Source organism: Cellulomonas pakistanensis (genome assembly GCF_016862755.1).
Classification (GTDB): Bacteria; Actinomycetota; Actinomycetes; order Actinomycetales; family Cellulomonadaceae; genus Cellulomonas; species Cellulomonas pakistanensis.
Window position 1 is genome coordinate 13,845 of the sequence record NZ_BONO01000037.1, and the last position, 16,820, is coordinate 30,664.

Here is a 16,820-nt window from a genome sequence, read left to right on the forward strand (position 1 = left end):
GCGCCGGGCCCGGCTCAGCGGCCGAGGAACTTCTGCAGGTCCTCGAGGCCGGCCGGGTCGAACTGGTCGGGCTGCTGCGGCGCGCCGCCGCCGATGCCGAACGCGGAGCCCTTCGCGGCCGGCGCCGCGGCCGGGGCGATGCCCGCGGCGCGGTCGGCGGCGGCCTTCTCCTGCTGGGCGCGCTTGGCCGGGTTGCCCGACTTGCCCTTGGCCTTCTTCGACGGCGCGACGCGGCCGCGGCCCTTCTTGCCCGTGCCGGGCAGGTTTCCCATGCCGGGGATGGGCATGCCGCCGCCCTTGGCCATCTGCTGCATCATCTTCTGCGCGGCGGCGAACCGCTCGAGCAGGCCGTTGACGTCCGAGACCTCCACGCCGGAACCGCGCGCGATGCGGGCGCGGCGGGAGCCGTTGATGATCTTCGGGTTGTCGCGCTCGCCCGGCGTCATCGAGCGGATGATCGCCTCGACCCGGTCGACCTCGCGCTCGTCGAAGTTCTCGATGGCCTCGCGCATCTGCCCCATGCCGGGGAGCATGCCGAGCATCTTCTTCATCGAGCCCATGTTCTTCAGCTGCTGCATCTGCTGCAGGAAGTCCGCGAGCGTGAAGCCCTGGCCGGAGGCGAGCTTGCCCGCCATCTCCTCGGCCTGCTCGGCGTCGAACGCCTTCTCGGCCTGCTCGATGAGGGTGAGCACGTCACCCATGTCGAGGATGCGGGACGCCATCCGGTCGGGGTGGAAGACCTCGAAGTCGGTGAGCTTCTCGCCGGTCGACGCGAACAGGATCGGCCGGCCGGTGACCGACGCGACGGACAGCGCGGCGCCACCGCGGGCGTCGCCGTCGAGCTTCGACAGCACGACGCCGGTGAACCCGACGCCCTCCTGGAAGGCCGTGGCGGTCGCGACGGCGTCCTGGCCGATCATCGCGTCGATGACGAACAGGATCTCGTCCGGGCTCACGGCGTCGCGGATGTCCGCGGCCTGCTGCATGAGCTCGGCGTCGACGCCGAGGCGGCCGGCGGTGTCGACGATCAGCACGTCGTGCTGGCGCGCGTGCGCGGTCGCCAGGCCCTCGCGGGCGACGGCGACCGGGTCGGCGCCGGACACGACGTCCAGCTCGGAGCCCTGGTTGCCCGGGTGCGGCGCGAACACCGGGACGCCGGCGCGCTCGCCGACGACCTGGAGCTGGGTCACGGCGTTGGGGCGCTGCAGGTCGGCGGCCACGAGCAGCGGGGTGTGGCCCTGCGACTTCAGGTGCAGCGCGAGCTTGCCGGCGAGCGTGGTCTTGCCCGCGCCCTGGAGGCCCGCGAGCAGGATGACGCTCGGCGGGTTCTTCGCCAGGTTCAGCGGCCGGTTCTGGCCGCCGAGGATCGCCACCAGCTCGTCGTTGACGATCTTGACGACCTGCTGCGCCGGGTTCAGCGCGCCGGAGACCTCCGCGGACAGCGCGCGCTCCCGGACGGCGCCGGTGAACTGGCGCACCACGGGCACGGCGACGTCGGCGTCCAGCAGGGCGCGGCGGATCTCGCGCACCGTGGCGTCGATGTCCGCCTCGGACAGCCGCCCCTTGGAGCGCAGGTTCTTGAAGGTCGACGTCAGTCGGTCGGACAGGGTGGCGAACACCGCGCGATCCTCACGCTCTCTCGGCGGTCAGGGACGTCCCAGGGTACCCGCCAGCCGGACCGACGCCCGCGCCACGAGGTCGTCGACGAGCTGGGCGCGCCACGCGGTCCACGCGGTCGGCCCGGCGGACGACGCGTCGGCCTCGGTGAGCGCCCGGAGCAGCGCCAGCAGGTCCGGCCGGTGGTCGACCGCGGCGAGCAGGGCGTCGACGGTCGCGGGGTCGTCCGGGTCGGACCCGGTCGCGAGCTCGGACAGGGTCAGGTGCTCCCGGACCAGCCGCGCGACGTCGGCGGCGTCGTCCGGCCCGAAGCCCATCCGGGCGACGACGGGGCCGGCCAGCCGCGCGCCCTCGACCGAGTGGTCCCCCGCGCCGGCCCGCTTGCCGATGTCGTGCAGCAGCGCGGCGACCAGCAGCACGTCCGGGCGGTCGACGGTGCGGCGCAGCCCCGCGGCGCGCGCGGCGGCCTCGACGAGGTGCCGGTCGACGGTGTGCCGGTGGATCGGCGAGCGCTGCGGGCGGTTCCGCACGCCGGCCCACTCGGGGATCCAGGTGGTGACCACGCCGGCCAGGTCGAGCGCCTCCCACACCGGCACCTGCGCCGGACCGGTGGCGAGCAACTGCACCAGCAGCGTGCGGGCGGCCTTCGGCCACGGCGCCGGCAGGGGCGGCGTGCGCTCGAGGCTCGTGACCGTGATCGGCGACAGCGTCAGCCCGGTGCGGGCGGCGGTCGCGGCGGCGCGCAGGGCCAGCAGCGGGTCGGTGGCCGGCTGGGCGTCCGCCGCGAGTACCAGCTCGCCGTCGTGCTCGACCAGCCCCTCGCCGACGGTGCGCAGCCGCGGCGGGGTGCGCCGCCCGCGCACCAGCAGCGGGCGGCGCGCCGGACGGGCCAGCGCCTGCCGCGCGTTCCGGGCCGTCGAGTCCAGGGCGTACGACACCACGCGGCCCGCCTCGGCGAGGCTCGCGAGCAGGTCGTCCCGGTCCCCCACGCCGAGCAGCTCGGCGACCTCGTCCTGGTCGGCGAGCAGCAGGCGGTTGGTGTGCCGGCGGCTCACCGTCTGGACGGCGTCGCGGACGTCGAGCAGGTGCGCGTGCGCGCGGTCGACCGCCCCGTGCGGGCGGTCGGTGAGCCAGGTGGCGGCGAGCGCGGACAGCACGACCGCGTCCCGGATGCCGCCGCGGGCCTCCTTGAGGTCGGGCTCGATCAGGTAGGCGAGCTCGCCGTGCCGCTCCGCACGCTGCCGGGTGGACGCCAGCAGCTCGGGCAGCCGCCGGCGCGCGGCGGACCGCCAGTCGGCGAGCAGCGCCGAGCGCGCGCGGTGCACGATCCCGGGGTCGCCGGCGACGGGGCGCAGGTCGAGCAGCCCGACGGCCGCGGGCAGGTCCTTGGAGGCCACCTGGCGGCACTGGGCGAGCGAGCGCACCGAGTGGTCGAGGTCGAGCCCCGCGTCCCACACCGGGTACCAGAGCGCGTCGGCGAGCTTCGCGAGCTCCTCGGCGGAGTGCCCGCGCCCGTCGTGCACCAGCAGCAGGTCCAGGTCGCTGGCCGGGCTGGCGTCGCCGCGGCCCACGCTGCCGACCGCGCCCAGGCCGATGCCCGGCGTCTCGCGACCCTCGGTCGCGGTCTCCCACAGCTCGGCCAGGCGCCGGCGCACCAGGTCGGACACCGCGGTGCGGCGCTCCGCGCCGTCGGCGTCCGGCCCGGACAGGCGCGCGGCCAGGTCGAGCCGCTCATGTCGGAGGTCCCGCACCCCCACCGGATCGCGGGGGTGCGGGACCTCGGGCAGGTCGGTCATTCAGAGCGCGTCGGGGCCGTGCTCGCCGGTGCGCACCCGGGCGACGTCCTCGACCGGGACGACCCACACCTTGCCGTCGCCGATCTTGCCGGTCTGCGCCGCCTTGACGACCACCTCGACGACACCGGGGGTGTCCTCGTCGGCGACCAGCACGTCGATCTTGACCTTCGGGACCAGGTCCACCGTGTACTCGGCGCCCCGGTAGACCTCGGTGTGACCGCGCTGGCGGCCGTAGCCGCTGGCCTCGCTCACCGTCAGGCCGCGGATCCCCGCCGCCTCGAGGGCGGACTTCACGTCGTCGAGCCGATGCGGCTGGATGACCGCCGTCACGAGCTTCGTCATGCCTTCACCTCCGTCACCACGCGGGCGCCGCCCAGCGTCTCGTAACCCGTCTCACCGTGCACGGCGAGGTCGATGCCGCCGACCTCGGCCTCCTCGCTGACCCGCCAGCCCATGGTGGCCTTGAGGATGTAGCCGATGACCGCGGTCACCGAGCCCGAGAAGATCAGCGCCAGGACCGCGATGACCACCTGGACCACCAGGAGCTCGATGCCGTCGCCGAAGAACAGGCCACCCTCGGCGGCCAGGAAGCCGATGCCGATGGTGCCGACGAGGCCACCGACGAGGTGCACGCCGACGACGTCGAGCGAGTCGTCGAAGCCGAACCGGTACTTGAGGCCGACCGCGAGGGCGCAGAGCGCACCGGCGACCACACCCAGGACGATGGCGGTGACCGGGCGCAGGGCACCCGCGGCCGGGGTGATCGCGACGAGGCCCGCGACGACGCCGGACGCGGCACCGAGCGAGGTGGCGTGGCCGTCGCGGATCTTCTCCGTGATGAGCCAGCCGATCATGGCCGCGGCGGTCGCGGCCGTGGTGTTGACCCACGCGAGGCCCGCGGTGCCGTCGGCGGTGAACGCCGAGCCCGCGTTGAAGCCGATCCAGCCGAACCACAGCAGCGCGGCGCCGAGCATGACGAACGGCAGGTTGTGCGGGCGCATCGGCTCCTTGCCGAAGCCGCGGCGCCGGCCGACGATCAGCGCCAGCACGAGGCCGGCGATGCCGGCGTTGATGTGCACGACGGTGCCGCCGGCGAAGTCGATCGGGGCGACCGTGGCCGCGCCGTCGGTGGTGCCGAACAGCATCGCCGCGATGCCGCCCTCGGCGCCGGACAGCGCGCCGCCGCCCCACACCATGTGCGCCAGCGGGAAGTAGCTGAACGTGGCGAACAGCGCGGTGAACGCGACCCAGGTGCCGAACTTCACGCGGTCCGCGATCGCGCCGGAGACCAGCGCGACGGTGATGATCGCGAACGTCACCTGGAAGGCCACGCCGACGATGACCGGCACGCCGTACCCGTCGATCAGGTACTCGCCGTTCTCGTCCCAGATCGCGCCCGCGAGCCCGAACTGGTCGAACGGGTTGCCGAAGATCCCGGCGACGTCGGAGCCGTAGCTCATCGACCAGCCCCAGAACACGTACACCACGGCGACGACCGCGATGCTGATGAACGACATCATCATCATGTTGAGCACGGACTTGCCGCGCACCATGCCGCCGTAGAAGAACGCCAGTCCCGGCGTCATGAGCAGCACCAGGGACGCTGACATCAGCATCCAGGCTGTCGCTCCGGTGTCCAGATCCATGTGGAACGCCTCTCCCTCGCCGGCCGGTCTGCCGGATCGGGGACCAGATTCCTGGTCGGCGGTTTCGCGACGGCGCCGCCGGTGTTACACGGGTGTGACGCTGCGCGTCCGGGCGTAACAGTTCTGTTGCCGGGTGGCCTGCGTCTCAGCGGGCGGTCACCGGGGCGCTGCGCGCGGCGGCGCCGCCGGGCGTCAGCCCAGGATGCCGTCGACGAACTCCTCCGGGTCGAACGGCGCCAGGTCGTCCGGGCCCTCGCCGAGGCCGACGAGCTTGACCGGCACGCCGAGCTCGCGCTGCACGGCGACGACGATGCCGCCCTTGGCGGTGCCGTCGAGCTTGGTGAGCACGATGCCGGTGACCCCGGCGACCTCCGCGAACACGCGGGCCTGGTTCATGCCGTTCTGCCCGGTGGTGGCGTCCAGCACCAGCAGCACCTCGGACAGCGGCGCGGTGCGCGTGATGACGCGGGTGATCTTGCCGAGCTCGTCCATCAGGCCGGCCTTGTTCTGCAGGCGGCCCGCGGTGTCGACCAGCACGACGTCGACGCCCTCGGTGGCGCCCTCGCGGACGGCCTCGAACGCCACGGACGCCGGGTCGGCGCCGTCGCGGTCGGAGCGGACGGTGCGCACGCCGACGCGCGACCCCCAGGTCTCCAGCTGGTCGGCGGCCGCGGCGCGGAACGTGTCGGCCGCGCCGAGCAGCACGGTGCGGCCGTCGGCGACCAGGACGCGCGAGAGCTTGCCGACCGTGGTGGTCTTGCCGGTGCCGTTCACGCCGACGACCAGCACGACGGCCGGGACGGTGACGCCGTCCTCGCCGGTCCGCGGCGCGGTGGACAGCGAGCGGTCGAGCGACGGGTCGACCAGCGCCAGCAGCTGCTCGCGGAGCAGCGCGCGCACCTGCGCCGGGTCCTTGAGGCCCTGCACGCGGGCCTGCGTGCGGATCGACTCGACGAGCTCCTGCGACGGGCCGGCGCCGACGTCGGCGAGGAGCAGCGTCTCCTCGAGCTCGTCCCAGTCGTCCTCGGTGAGGTGGTCCCGGGACAGCACCTGCAGCATGCGGGCGCCCAGCGGCGAGCCCGAGCGGGCCAGCCGGTCGCGCAGCCGGGTCAGGCGGCCCGCGGTCGGGGCCGGCACCTCCAGCGCGGGCGCGGTGGCGGCGTCCTCGGGGGCGGGAGCGGTGGGCGCCTCGGCGGTCGGGGCCCCGGCGGCCGGGCGCTCGAGCGTCGAGGTGCCGGTGCCGGTGCCCGCCGGACGCTCGTCGGTCCGGTCGCGGTCGCCGGCCGAGCGGCGCCGCTGGATGACGGCCGCGCCGCCGCCCAGGATCGCCAGGGCCGGCACGCCGACGAGGAGCAGGTTCAGGAGGTCGTTCGAGTCCACCGGCTCAGTGTGTCAGGCCGTCGACGGTCGCGGCGCCCCGGGCGGGGCGGGCCGACGTGGCGCGCTCAGGACGCGGTGCGCTGCGGCGGGACCGCCGGCGGGGCGGCGACGTCGGCCCCGGGCACGCCCGCCGAGGCGTCCGGCCGGCGGACCGGGAGGTGGCCGCTGCGCCGGGCCGCGGCGGGCGCCGGCACCCGGTCCTGCACGACGACCCGCGCGGGCGCGGCGTCGGGCCGGGCCGGGGTCTCGCCGCCGCCTCGCGAGGACGGCAGCCGCTCGCGCAGCCGCCCGGCCCGCTCCCCCGTGCGCTCGAGCATGTCGGCGAGCTCGTCGAGCTGGAGGTAGCCGTCGCCCGCCTGGGGCGCCTCGGCGAAGAACCGGTCGAACGGCACGTCGACGGGCTCGGGCTCCTCGACGTCCGCGAGGTCGGCCTCGTCCCCGTCGCGGCGGCGCAGGCCGCGCTTCAGGTCCGCCCAGAAGGTGCGCACGTCCGTCCCGCCGCCGCTCGCCGCGTTCGCCAGCACGATCACGCCGATGGCAGCGACGAGCGCCAGCCCGATCACCACGAGGAAGCCACCCATGGGAGGATTGTCCGCCGCGCCCCCGGGAGCCGCCCTATGACCGGCCGTGTCGCGCCGGAACCCGCACGCGATCTTCACACCGTCAGACGGGGACCTCGTCGCGGAGCCGCTGGGAGATGACGGTCGTGACGCCGTCCCCGCGCATCGTGACGCCGTACAGCGCGTCGGCGATCTCCATCGTCCGCTTCTGGTGCGTCACGACGATGAGCTGCGAGTCCTCCTGCAGCTCGCGGAAGATCTCGAGCAGCCGGCCGAGGTTCGCGTCGTCCAGCGCCGCCTCGACCTCGTCCATCACGTAGAACGGGCTCGGCCGGGCCTTGAAGATCGACACCAGCAGCGCGACCGCGGTGAGCGACCGCTCGCCGCCGGACAGCAGCGACAACCGCTTGACCTTCTTGCCCGCCGGCCGCGCCTCGACCTCGATGCCGGTGGTGAGCATGTCGGACGGGTCGGTGAGCACGAGCCGGCCCTCGCCGCCGGGGAACAGCCGCGGGAACACCCGGTCGAACTGCTCGGCGGTGTCCCGGTACGCGTCGGCGAACACGCGCTCGACCCGCTCGTCGATCTCCTTGACGATCTCCAGCAGGTCGGCGCGCGACTTCTTGAGGTCGGCGAGCTGCTCGACCAGGAACTTGTGCCGCTCCTCGAGCGCCGCGAACTCCTCGAGCGCGAGCGGGTTGACCTTGCCGAGCTGGGACAGCGCCCGCTCGGCCGACCGCAGGCGCTTCTCCTGCTCGGCACGGACGTACGGCACCTCGCGGGGAGCGCCGTCCGCGTCGTCGTCGGAGCCCGCGCCGGAGCCACCGCCCGCGCCCCCGCCGGGCGGCGTCAGCACCGGCACCGCGCGGTGCGGCCCGAACTCCTCGACCAGCACCGCCGGGTCGATCCCGAGGTCCTCGACGGCCCGGACCTGCAGCTGCTCGACCCGCAGCCGCTGCTCGGCGCGGAGCACCTCGTCCCGGTGCGCGGCGTCGGTGAGCCGGGCGACCTCGCGCTGCGTCTCGTCGACCCGGGACCGCACCGCCGACAGCGCGGTCTCCCGCTCGGCCCGCGCGGCCTCGGCGGCGTCCCGCTCGTCGGCGGCGCGCTGCAGCGCGTGCTCGACCGCGCCGAGCGCCTGCGTGGCGCCGAGGGCGACGGCGGTGGCGACGGCGGCCTGCCGGGCGCGGGCACGCTCCCGCTCGGCGGCCCGCTCGCGCGCGGCCCGCTCGGTGCGGGCGGCGCGGTCCAGCGACTCGGCGCGGCCGGCGAGCGCGCGGGCCCGCTCCTCCGCGGTGCGCAGGCTCAGCCGCGCCTCGGTCTCCCGACCCCGCGCGGCGGTCGCGGCCTCGTTCGCCGCGTCCCGCTCCCCCGTGCGCTCCTCGATCGCGGCGTCGGTGTCGGCGGGCTCGGCCTCCGCGGCGGCGAGCCGCTCCGTGAGCTCGGCCAGCTCCGCGGCACCGTCGGCGAGGGTCTGCTCGGCGGTGGCCAGCGACGCCTGCACCCGCTCGGCCTCGTTCCGCGCGGCCCGGGCGGTGGCGCCGAGGTGCCCGAGCTGCTCGGCGACGGCGGCCAGGGCGGCGTCGTTCTCGTTGAGCTCGTCGAGGGTGCGCTGGTACTCGGCGCGGGCGGTGTCCTCGGCCTCGCGCGCACCGACCAGCGCGAACCGGGCCTGCTCCGCCCGCGCGGAGGCGGCCTCGGCGCCCTGGCGGGCGTCGTCCAGCGCCGACTGCAGGTGCAGCGCGCTCGGCGCGGTGGCCGAGCCCCCGGAGGCCCGGTGCGCGGCGAGCACGTCGCCCGCCCGGGTCGCGACCACCAGGTCCGGCCGGTCGCCCAGGACGCGGCGCGCGACGACCAGGTCGTCGACCACCACGACACCGCGCAGCAGCCGGCGCACGGCGGGCACGACGGCCGGGGGCGCCTGGACGAGGTCGAGGGCCCAGTCGGCTCCGCCGGGGGCCGCGCCCTGGTCCTCGTCGCCCGCGTCCGCGATGGCGTGGGCCGCCACGACCAGGCCGGCGCGCCCGGCGTCCTGCTCGCGGAGCCAGCGGATCGCGTCCACCGCGGCCTCGACCGAGTCGACCGCGACCGCGTCGGCGGACGCGCCCAGCGCCGCGACGATCGCGTCCTCGTCGCCGCCGGCCACGCCGAGCAGCGCGGCGACCGACCCGACCACGCCGGCCAGGTCGTCGGCGGCGAGCAGCGCGCCCGCCCCGTCCTTCCGGGTCAGGCTGAGCTCGAGGGTCTCGATGCGGGACTCCAGCGCGGCGCGCTCGCGCTCGGCCTCGGTGAGCTGCGCGGCGAGCTCGGCCACGCGCGCCGACGCGACCTCGACGGACTCGGCCGCCGCCTCGTGCGCGGCGTCCAGGTCCTCCTCGCCCTCCTCGACGCCGGCGACCCGGGTCTCCAGGGCGGTGAACTCGAGGGTCGCCTCGTGCCCGCGGCGCTCCGCGGCGGTCAGCGTCTCGCGCAGCCGGCCGATCTCCGCCTCGGTCGCCTCCAGGCGGCTGCGGCGCGCGCCGACCTGGCCGGCCAGCCGGGCGAGCCCCTCGCGCCGGTCGGCGGCGCCGCGCAGCACGGTGGCGAGCGCCTTCTCCGCCGCGGCCGCGGCGCCCTCCGCGTCCTGGCGGGCGGCCTGCGCGGACTCGAGCGCGGCGCGGGCGGCGTCGACCTCGGCGGTGAGCTCGGCCTCGGCGGCGCGGACCCGCTCCGCCTGGCGCTCCAGGTCGTCCGGGTCCTGGCCCCGGGTCGGCTCGGGCCCGGCGGAGCCGAGCAGCCGCGCGCGGTCGGCGGCCAGCGAGGCCGTGCCCCGGAGCCGCTCGCGCAGCGAGGACAGCCGGTACCAGACGTCGGACGCCTCGCCGAGGGCCGGCGCCGCCTCGGCCGCCTCGCGCTCCAGGGCGGCGAGCCGGACGCGGGCCGCGTCCAGCGCCGCCTCCGCCTCGGCCCGGCGGGCGCGCAGCGCGGTGTCGTCGGCGATCTCCTGCTCGAGCTGGGCGGTCAGCTGCGCGAGGTCGTCCGCGAGCAGCCGGGCCCGGGCGTCCCGCAGGTCGGCCTGCACGGTCTGCGCGCGGCGCGCGACCTCGGCCTGCCGCCCGAGCGGGCCGAGCTGGCGGCGCAGCTCCGCGGTGAGGTCGGTGAGCCGGGTCAGGTTCGCCTGCATCGCGTCGAGCTTGCGGAGCGCCTTCTCCTTGCGCTTGCGGTGCTTCAGGACACCCGCGGCCTCCTCGATGAACCCGCGCCGCTCCTCGGGCGTCGCGCGCAGCACGGCGTCGAGCTGCCCCTGCCCGACGATCACGTGCATCTCGCGGCCCAGGCCCGAGTCGGACAGCAGGTCCTGGATGTCGAGCAGCCGGCACGCCCGGCCGTTGATCGCGTACTCCGAGCCGCCGTTGCGGAACAGCGTCCTCGAGATCGTGACCTCGGTGTACTCGATCGGCAGCGCGCCGTCGGTGTTGTCGATGGTCAGCGCGACCTCGGCCCGGCCCAGCGGCGGGCGGCCGGAGGTCCCGGCGAAGATGACGTCCTCCATCTTGCCGCCGCGCAGGGACTTGGCGCCCTGCTCGCCCATCACCCAGGCGAGCGCGTCGACGACGTTGCTCTTGCCGGAGCCGTTCGGCCCGACGACGCAGGTCACCCCGGGCTCGAGGTTCAGCGTCGTCGCCGAGGCGAACGACTTGAACCCGCGCAGGGTGAGCGTCTTCAGGTGCACGGGCCGCAGCCTAGTGCGCGGGTCCGACCGGCCCCGGGAGGCGGGCGACGCAGCGCGAGGTCGTCACTCGCGCGCGAGGTCGTCAGACGTTCCTGACGACCTCGGTGCGATGTGACGACCTCGCGGGGTCGAGCGGGGTCGAACCGGGTCAGGCCGCCAGGGCCGGGAACCAGAGGGCGATCTCGCGGGCGGCCGACTCCTCGGAGTCGGAGCCGTGCACGAGGTTCTGGGTGACCGCCAGACCCCAGTCGCGGCCGAGGTCGCCGCGGATGGTGCCCGGCGCGGCGGTGGTCGGCTCGGTGCCGCCGGCCAGGGAGCGGAAGCCCTCGATGACCCGGTGGCCCTCGGCCACGACGGCCAGGACCGGGCCGGACCTCATGAAGTCGACGAGCGGCTGGAAGAACGGCTTGCCCTCGTGCTCGGCGTAGTGCTGCTGGAGCAGGGCGTCGTCGGCGGTGCGAAGCTCGACGGCCACGAGGGTGTACCCCTTGGCCTCGATGCGGCGGAGGACCTCGCCGGAGAGTCCGCGGCTCACGCCGTCGGGCTTGACGAGGACCAGGGTGCGCTGGATGTCGCTCATGTCCCGAACCCTAACCGCCGGGCTACGGCTGCGTGGGCGACTCCGGCGGGAGGGCCCGCGGCGGGAGGCCGCCCTGCGGCGTCTGGTCCGGGTACTCGGCGTCGAACGCCGCGCGCTCCCGGTCGATCCGGCCGCCCAGGCGGAGCGAGGCGAACCAGAGCACGGCGAACAGCAGGCCGAGCGCGAACATCAGCGGGATCACGAACCCGCAGGCGATGACGACGAGCTGGGCGACCGACCCGGCGACGTACCCGCCCGGCGCGGCGACCAGGCGGGACAGCACGACCAGCACCACGAACAGCACGCCCGCGACCGTCCAGAGCACGGCCGGCGACGCGGAGACGACCCCGGCCGCCGACAGCCCGTACGCCGTCAGCGCCGCGAACAGCACCAGCACGCCCTCGAGGACCAGGATCATCGAGGTGAACTGGGGCTTGGCGGGGCGCTTCTGGCGCACGGGCCGGTTGGCGTGCATGCTCACGAGCGCAGGTTACCTGCGGTCGTCCGCGGAGCCGTGGTCGGCGACGTCCGCCGCCGTGCCCGAGGCGCCCGGCGTCGACGGGACACCGGCCGAGACGGTCGCCGGCGCGGCCGGGGCAGCCGCGGTCGCCTCGCCGCGCGCCACCATGCCGGCGACGTCGGAGAGCTTCACCTCGCGCAGGAACAGCGTGAGCACGAAGCCGATCGCCAGCAGCGGCACCAGGTACCAGAACGCCGGCGCCAGCGCCTCGGTGTACGCGGTCACCACGCCGTCGTGCAGCGGCTCGGGCAGCTGGGACACCAGGGCCGGGGTCAGCGACTCGGCGGAGCCGCCGGTGTCGATCCCCGCGGTGCCGGCGCCCGCGAACACGGACTCCAGCCGCTCGGACAGCCGGGTGGTGAAGATCGTGCTGAACAGCGCCGTGCCCACCGCGGCGCCGATCTCGCGGAAGAAGTTGTTCGCCGAGGTCGCGGTGCCGAGCTCGTGGGGGTCGACGGAGTTCTGCACGGCCAGGACGACGGTCTGCATGACCAGGCCGAGGCCCGCGCCGAGCGCGAAGATCATCGCGCCGAACAGCACCATCGACATGTCGCCGGTGATGGTGGTCAGCCAGGCGAGGCCGGCCGTGGTGATCGCCATGCCGGTGATCGGGAACGCCTTGTACCGGCCGGTCCTCGTGATCGCGATGCCGGAGGCGATCGAGGTGAGCATGACGCCGACGGTCATCGGCAGCATGAGCAGGCCGGACTCGGTCACGCCGGAGCCGGTCGACATCTGCAGGAAGGTCGGCAGGAACGCGAGGGACGCGAACATGCCCATGCCGATGACCAGGCCGATGCCGGTGGCCAGGGTGAACGTCGGGTTCTTGAACAGGCGCAGCGGGAGGATCGGCTCGACGGCGCGGAGCTCGACCAGCACGAACGCCACCGCGGCGGCCAGGGTGCCGACCAGCAGGCCGACCAGGCGCGGGTCGGACCAGTCGTAGCCGCCCTCGCCGGACAGCGAGGTCCACGAGGTGACGAGCACGAGCCCGGACGTCGCCAGGGTCAGCAGCACGATGCCGGCGACGTCGAGCGGCCGGTCGGACCGACGGCTCGGCAGCTTGAGCGTGAACCAGGCGACGACGAGCGCGGCGATGCCGATCGGGATGTTGATCCAGAAGCACCAGCGCCAGTCGAAGTGGTCCGTGAACAGGCCGCCGAGCAGCGGGCCGGCGACGGCGGAGACGCCGAACAGCGCGCCCATCGGGCCCATGTACTTGCCGCGCTCCTTGGCGGGCACGATGTCGGCGATGATCGCCTGCGACAGGATGATCAGGCCGCCGCCGCCGAGGCCCTGGACGCCGCGCCAGATGACCAGCTCGTGGAAGGTCTGCGCGAAGCCGGCGCCGGCGGACGCGAGCGTGAACAGGCTGATCGCGACCAGGAACGGCCAGCGCCGCCCCCACAGGTCGCCGAACTTGCCGTACAGCGGCATGACGATCGCGATCGCCAGGATGTAGATCGTCACGACCCAGCCCTGGTGCTCGACGCCGTTGAGCTCGCCGACGATGGTCGGCATCGCGGTGCCGACGATCGACTGGTCGAGCGACGACAGCAGCATGCTGGCGAGCAGGGCGCCGAAGATCAGCCAGACGGTGCGCTGGTTCAGCTCGACCAGCGGCTTGTCCGGCGCGGGTGCGGCGGTGGCCATGGGTACCTCGTTCTCGTGGGCGGTCCGGCCGCGCGGGGCGGGGCGCGCGGCGGTGGGTGGCGTGCGGGCGTGAGTGGTGCGCGGGGGTCAGGCGCGGGGCGCGACGATCGCGGTGAGCTCGGCGACGACCGACGGCAGGTGGTCCTGCACGTCGCCGTCCCCGCCGGCGGTGTCCCAGCGGACGAACGTCGCGTGCGCGAGCGCCAGGAGCAGCGTCCCGACCAGCGCGACCGTCGACTCGTCCGCCGCGTCGCCGAACCGGCGCCGAACCAGGCCGCCGAGCTCGTCGGTCAGGCCCTGCAGGTGGGTGTAGGCGCGCAGCATGACCTCGGGGTGGTCCTTGGCCAGCTCGAACGCCCGCTCCATCCGCTCCTTGCCGAGCGGCGGGTGGTCGAGGGCGCTGGTGATGAGGGCCTGCATGTCCGTGAGCAGGTGCCCCGTGGGGCCGCCGGCGGCGAACCGGTCGCCGACCGCGGGGTCCAGGCGCCAGTGCTCCATCCCGAGCACGGCGTCGTCCTTCGACTCGAAGTAGTTGAAGAACGTCCGCACGCTCACGCCGACCTCGGCGCAGATCGCCTCGACCGTCACGCGCTCGAGGCCCTGCTCCGCGGCCAGCCGGTGGGTGGCGTCGACGAACGCCTCCAGCCGGGCGCGCTTCTTGCGCGCCCGCAGCCCCTCGACCTCCACGACTTCTTGCACGCCCTGAATTATTGCAGAGCGTGCAGAGTTGTCCAGGGCAACGGAGGTGCGAGGCCGGTCACACCTCGCCGAAGCCCTCCTCGACCGCCCCGACGAACGCGTCGACCGCCACCCGGGCCTGCGGCCCGGTCGCCGACACCTCGAGCGTCCGCCCCTGCGTGGCGCCGAGCTGCATGAGCTCGAGGACGCTCGCGCCGTTGACGCCGTCCACCTGCACGGCGGCGTCGAAGCCGGCCATCATCCGGGCGAGCACCGCGGCGGGGCGGGCGTGCAGGCCCATGGGGTTGCGCACGACGACGTGCGCGGTGATCGGGGCGGCCGTCTCGCCGGCGTGGTGCGGCTCGGCAGGTGCGGCGGCGGCCGCGGGGCTCGCGGACGGCTCGCCCGCCGCCCCGGCCTCCGGCTCGACCCCGCCCGCGCCGACCGCGTGCGGGAACCCGGCGCCCGCGGCCACGGCCGCGCCGAGCACCTCGCCGACCGGCGCCCCGCCCGCCGCGGTCACGCCCGCCGCGACGGCGGCCTCCACGAACGGCGCGTCCGCGAGGTGCACCCGGGCGGCGACGTCCTCGTCGAGGAGCTCGAGCACGGACTCGGTCGTCAGCACGGCCGAGCCGAGGTCGGTCAGCACGACCGCGGACCGGCCGTCGGCGGTGGCCTCGCCGAGCGCCTGCTCGACCAGGTCGAAGCTGGTGCCCAGCCCGCCGGCGCCGTCGCCGCCCGCGGCGATGATCAGCACCTCCGGCGCCATCTGCGCCGCCAGCTCCCGGACACCCTCGGCCAGCGTCGCCGAGTGGGAGACCAGGACGAGGGCGACCGGGGCGGCGGTCATGCGATCGCCGCCGCGGTCTCGGCGGCGGCCTCGAGGACGAGCGCGCTCGACGTCGCCCCGGGGTCCTGGTGGCCCGCGGAGCGCTCGCCGAGGTAGGACGCGCGCCCCTTCGTCGCCACCAGCGGGGTCGTGGCCTCGGCCCCGGCGCGCGCCGCCTCCGCCGCGGCGGCCAGCACCGCGGCCGGGGAGGCGCCGGCGTCGGACGCGGCCACGGCGGCCTCGACCGCGGGGGTCCAGGCGTCGACCATGGTCTTCTCGCCGGTGCCCGCCTTGCCGCGCACCACGATGCCCTCCAGCCCGGCCTCGAGCATCGCGACGACCGCGCCGCTGTCGAGCTCGGGCAGGCCGGTCACCTTCGCGGCGCGCAGGTACGCCGTGCCGTACAGCGGGCCGGCGGCGCCGCCGACCGTCGACATGAGCGTGGTGGCCACGAGCTTGAGCACCGCGCCGACGTCGGCCGGCTGCTCCTCCAGCGCGTCGAGCTTGGCCAGCACGGCGGTGAAGCCCCGGGTGAGGTTCTCGCCGTGGTCCCCGTCGCCGATCTGCCGGTCGAGCTCGATGAGGAGCTCGCGGTTCTCGGTCACCACCTGCGCCGTGCGACGCGCCCAGGCGACCGCCCAGCCCGCATCCAGAGACCCCGCCATGTCCTTCTCCCACCTCCGCCGTCGAGACCTCGACCACGCGCCCGGGAGGGCGGCGGGCCGGCTACCAGTGCAGCGCGGCCGTGCGCACCGGCGCGTCCCACAGCGCGGCGAGCTCGTCGTCCAGCCGGAGCACAGTGACCGAGGCGCCCTGCATCTCCAGTGATGTCACGTAGTTGCCCACGAGCGACCGGGTCACCTGGACCCCGCGGCCCTCGAGCAGCCTGCGTGCCTGACGATAGACGACGTAGAGCTCCGACTGGGGCGTCCCGCCCATGCCGTTGACGAACAGCAGCACCTGCTCCCCCGACGCCAGGCCGAGGTCGTCGGCCACCGGGGTCAGCAGCATCTCCGTGATCTCGTCGGCGGGCGCGGCCTTGATCCGGCGCCGGCCGGGCTCGCCGTGGATGCCGATGCCGATCTCGATCTCGTCCTCCGGCAGGTCGAAGGACGGCTTGCCGGCGTGCGGGACCGTGCAGGCGGTGAGGGCGACGCCCATCGACCGCACGTTGGCCACGACCTTCTCGGCGACCGCGACCACCGCCTCCAGGTCGTCGCCGCGCGCGGCGGCCGCGCCGGCGATCTTCTCGACCGCGACGGTGCCCGCGACGCCGCGCCGGCCCGCGGTGTACAGCGAGTCCTCGACCGCCACGTCGTCGTTCACGACGACGGTACGGACCGTGAGGTCGTCGGCGTCGGCCAGCTCGGCGGCGGTCTCGAAGTTGAGCACGTCGCCGGTGTAGTTCTTCACGATCGCCAGCACGCCGGCGCCGCCGTCGGCCGCGGCGAACGCCGGGGCGATCTGGTCCGGGGTCGGCGAGGTGAACATCGCGCCCGGCACCGCGGCGTCGAGCATGCCGTCGCCGACGAAGCCCGCGTGCAGCGGCTCGTGCCCGCTGCCGCCGCCGGAGACCAGCCCGACCTTGCCGCTGACGGCGCCGCCGGCCCGGGAGACGAACAGCGGGTCGGTGTGCACCTGGACCACGTCGGCGTGCGCGAGGCCGAAGCCCTCCACCGACTCGGCGACGACGGACTGGGGGTCGTTGATGAGCTTCTTCACGGCGATGCTTCCTTCCCGGCACCCGGCGCCCCGGCGCCCTCGCCGCGGCTGTGCCCACACTCGCCGCGCTGGTCGCGGGCCGTCAAGGGTGAGATGTGCGGCGGGGGTGCACGTTCGTGCACCCCCG

Annotated in this window: 14 protein-coding genes; all 14 read right to left on the reverse strand. The window is 75.3% G+C overall.

Translation table 11 applies throughout. The features are described from left to right. Nucleotides 1-14 precede the first annotated feature (14 nt). The 14 genes from ffh to dhaK all read right to left on the reverse strand — a co-directional run bounded on the left by ffh (nt 15) and on the right by dhaK (nt 16,693). The gene (gene ffh / locus Cpa01nite_RS17760; RefSeq protein ID WP_203670198.1) at nt 15-1,619 is read right to left on the reverse strand and encodes a signal recognition particle protein; all 1,605 of its coding nucleotides are present in this window, start codon (nt 1,617-1,619) and stop codon (nt 15-17) included. 27 nt (nt 1,620-1,646) lie between these two features. Further along, entirely contained in the window at nt 1,647-3,413 is a 1,767-nt protein-coding gene (locus Cpa01nite_RS17765; protein ID WP_203670199.1) for a [protein-PII] uridylyltransferase, read from the reverse strand. Next, entirely contained in the window at nt 3,414-3,755 is a 342-nt protein-coding gene (locus Cpa01nite_RS17770) for a P-II family nitrogen regulator (protein WP_203670200.1), read from the reverse strand. Next, complete coding sequence (locus Cpa01nite_RS17775; RefSeq protein ID WP_203670201.1) at nt 3,752-5,059, reverse strand: ammonium transporter; 1,308 nt, start codon at nt 5,057-5,059, stop codon at nt 3,752-3,754. The genes Cpa01nite_RS17770 and Cpa01nite_RS17775 overlap by 4 nt, the downstream gene beginning before the upstream one ends. A gap of 192 nt (nt 5,060-5,251) precedes the next feature. Further along, nucleotides 5,252-6,439 (reverse strand): signal recognition particle-docking protein FtsY, encoded by a 1,188-nt coding sequence (gene ftsY, locus Cpa01nite_RS17780; protein ID WP_203670202.1) that lies wholly within the window; start codon nt 6,437-6,439, stop codon nt 5,252-5,254. Between the two features lie 65 nt (nt 6,440-6,504). After that, nucleotides 6,505-7,020: a hypothetical protein gene (locus Cpa01nite_RS17785; protein ID WP_203670203.1), complete on the reverse strand. Its 516-nt coding sequence runs from the start codon at nt 7,018-7,020 to the stop codon at nt 6,505-6,507. A gap of 82 nt (nt 7,021-7,102) precedes the next feature. Beyond that, nucleotides 7,103-10,711, reverse strand: coding sequence for a chromosome segregation protein SMC (gene smc / locus Cpa01nite_RS17790; RefSeq protein WP_203670204.1), 3,609 nt, complete (start codon nt 10,709-10,711; stop codon nt 7,103-7,105). A gap of 148 nt (nt 10,712-10,859) precedes the next feature. Next, a complete protein-coding gene (gene ndk, locus Cpa01nite_RS17795; RefSeq protein ID WP_203670205.1) occupies nt 10,860-11,291 on the reverse strand; it encodes a nucleoside-diphosphate kinase in 432 nt (143 codons plus the stop codon). A gap of 22 nt (nt 11,292-11,313) precedes the next feature. Then, nucleotides 11,314-11,766 carry a DUF4233 domain-containing protein gene (locus tag Cpa01nite_RS17800; protein WP_203670211.1) on the reverse strand — a complete coding sequence of 151 codons (453 nt, stop codon included), beginning with the start codon at nt 11,764-11,766 and terminating at the stop codon, nt 11,314-11,316. A 15-nt stretch (nt 11,767-11,781) separates the two neighbouring features. Further along, a complete protein-coding gene (locus Cpa01nite_RS17805) occupies nt 11,782-13,464 on the reverse strand; it encodes an MDR family MFS transporter (RefSeq protein ID WP_203670206.1) in 1,683 nt (560 codons plus the stop codon). Nucleotides 13,465-13,551: 87 nt separating this feature from the next. Then, complete coding sequence (locus Cpa01nite_RS18780) at nt 13,552-14,163, reverse strand: TetR/AcrR family transcriptional regulator (protein ID WP_239068906.1); 612 nt, start codon at nt 14,161-14,163, stop codon at nt 13,552-13,554. A gap of 58 nt (nt 14,164-14,221) precedes the next feature. Next, the gene (gene dhaM, locus Cpa01nite_RS17815; RefSeq protein ID WP_203670207.1) at nt 14,222-14,992 is read right to left on the reverse strand and encodes a dihydroxyacetone kinase phosphoryl donor subunit DhaM; all 771 of its coding nucleotides are present in this window, start codon (nt 14,990-14,992) and stop codon (nt 14,222-14,224) included. Continuing rightward, nucleotides 14,989-15,636 carry a dihydroxyacetone kinase subunit DhaL gene (gene dhaL / locus Cpa01nite_RS17820; protein WP_203670208.1) on the reverse strand — a complete coding sequence of 216 codons (648 nt, stop codon included), beginning with the start codon at nt 15,634-15,636 and terminating at the stop codon, nt 14,989-14,991. The genes dhaM and dhaL overlap by 4 nt, the downstream gene beginning before the upstream one ends. 61 nt (nt 15,637-15,697) lie before the next feature. Continuing rightward, nucleotides 15,698-16,693 carry a dihydroxyacetone kinase subunit DhaK gene (dhaK, locus tag Cpa01nite_RS17825; RefSeq protein ID WP_203670209.1) on the reverse strand — a complete coding sequence of 332 codons (996 nt, stop codon included), beginning with the start codon at nt 16,691-16,693 and terminating at the stop codon, nt 15,698-15,700. Between the last annotated feature and the right edge of the window lie 127 nt (nt 16,694-16,820).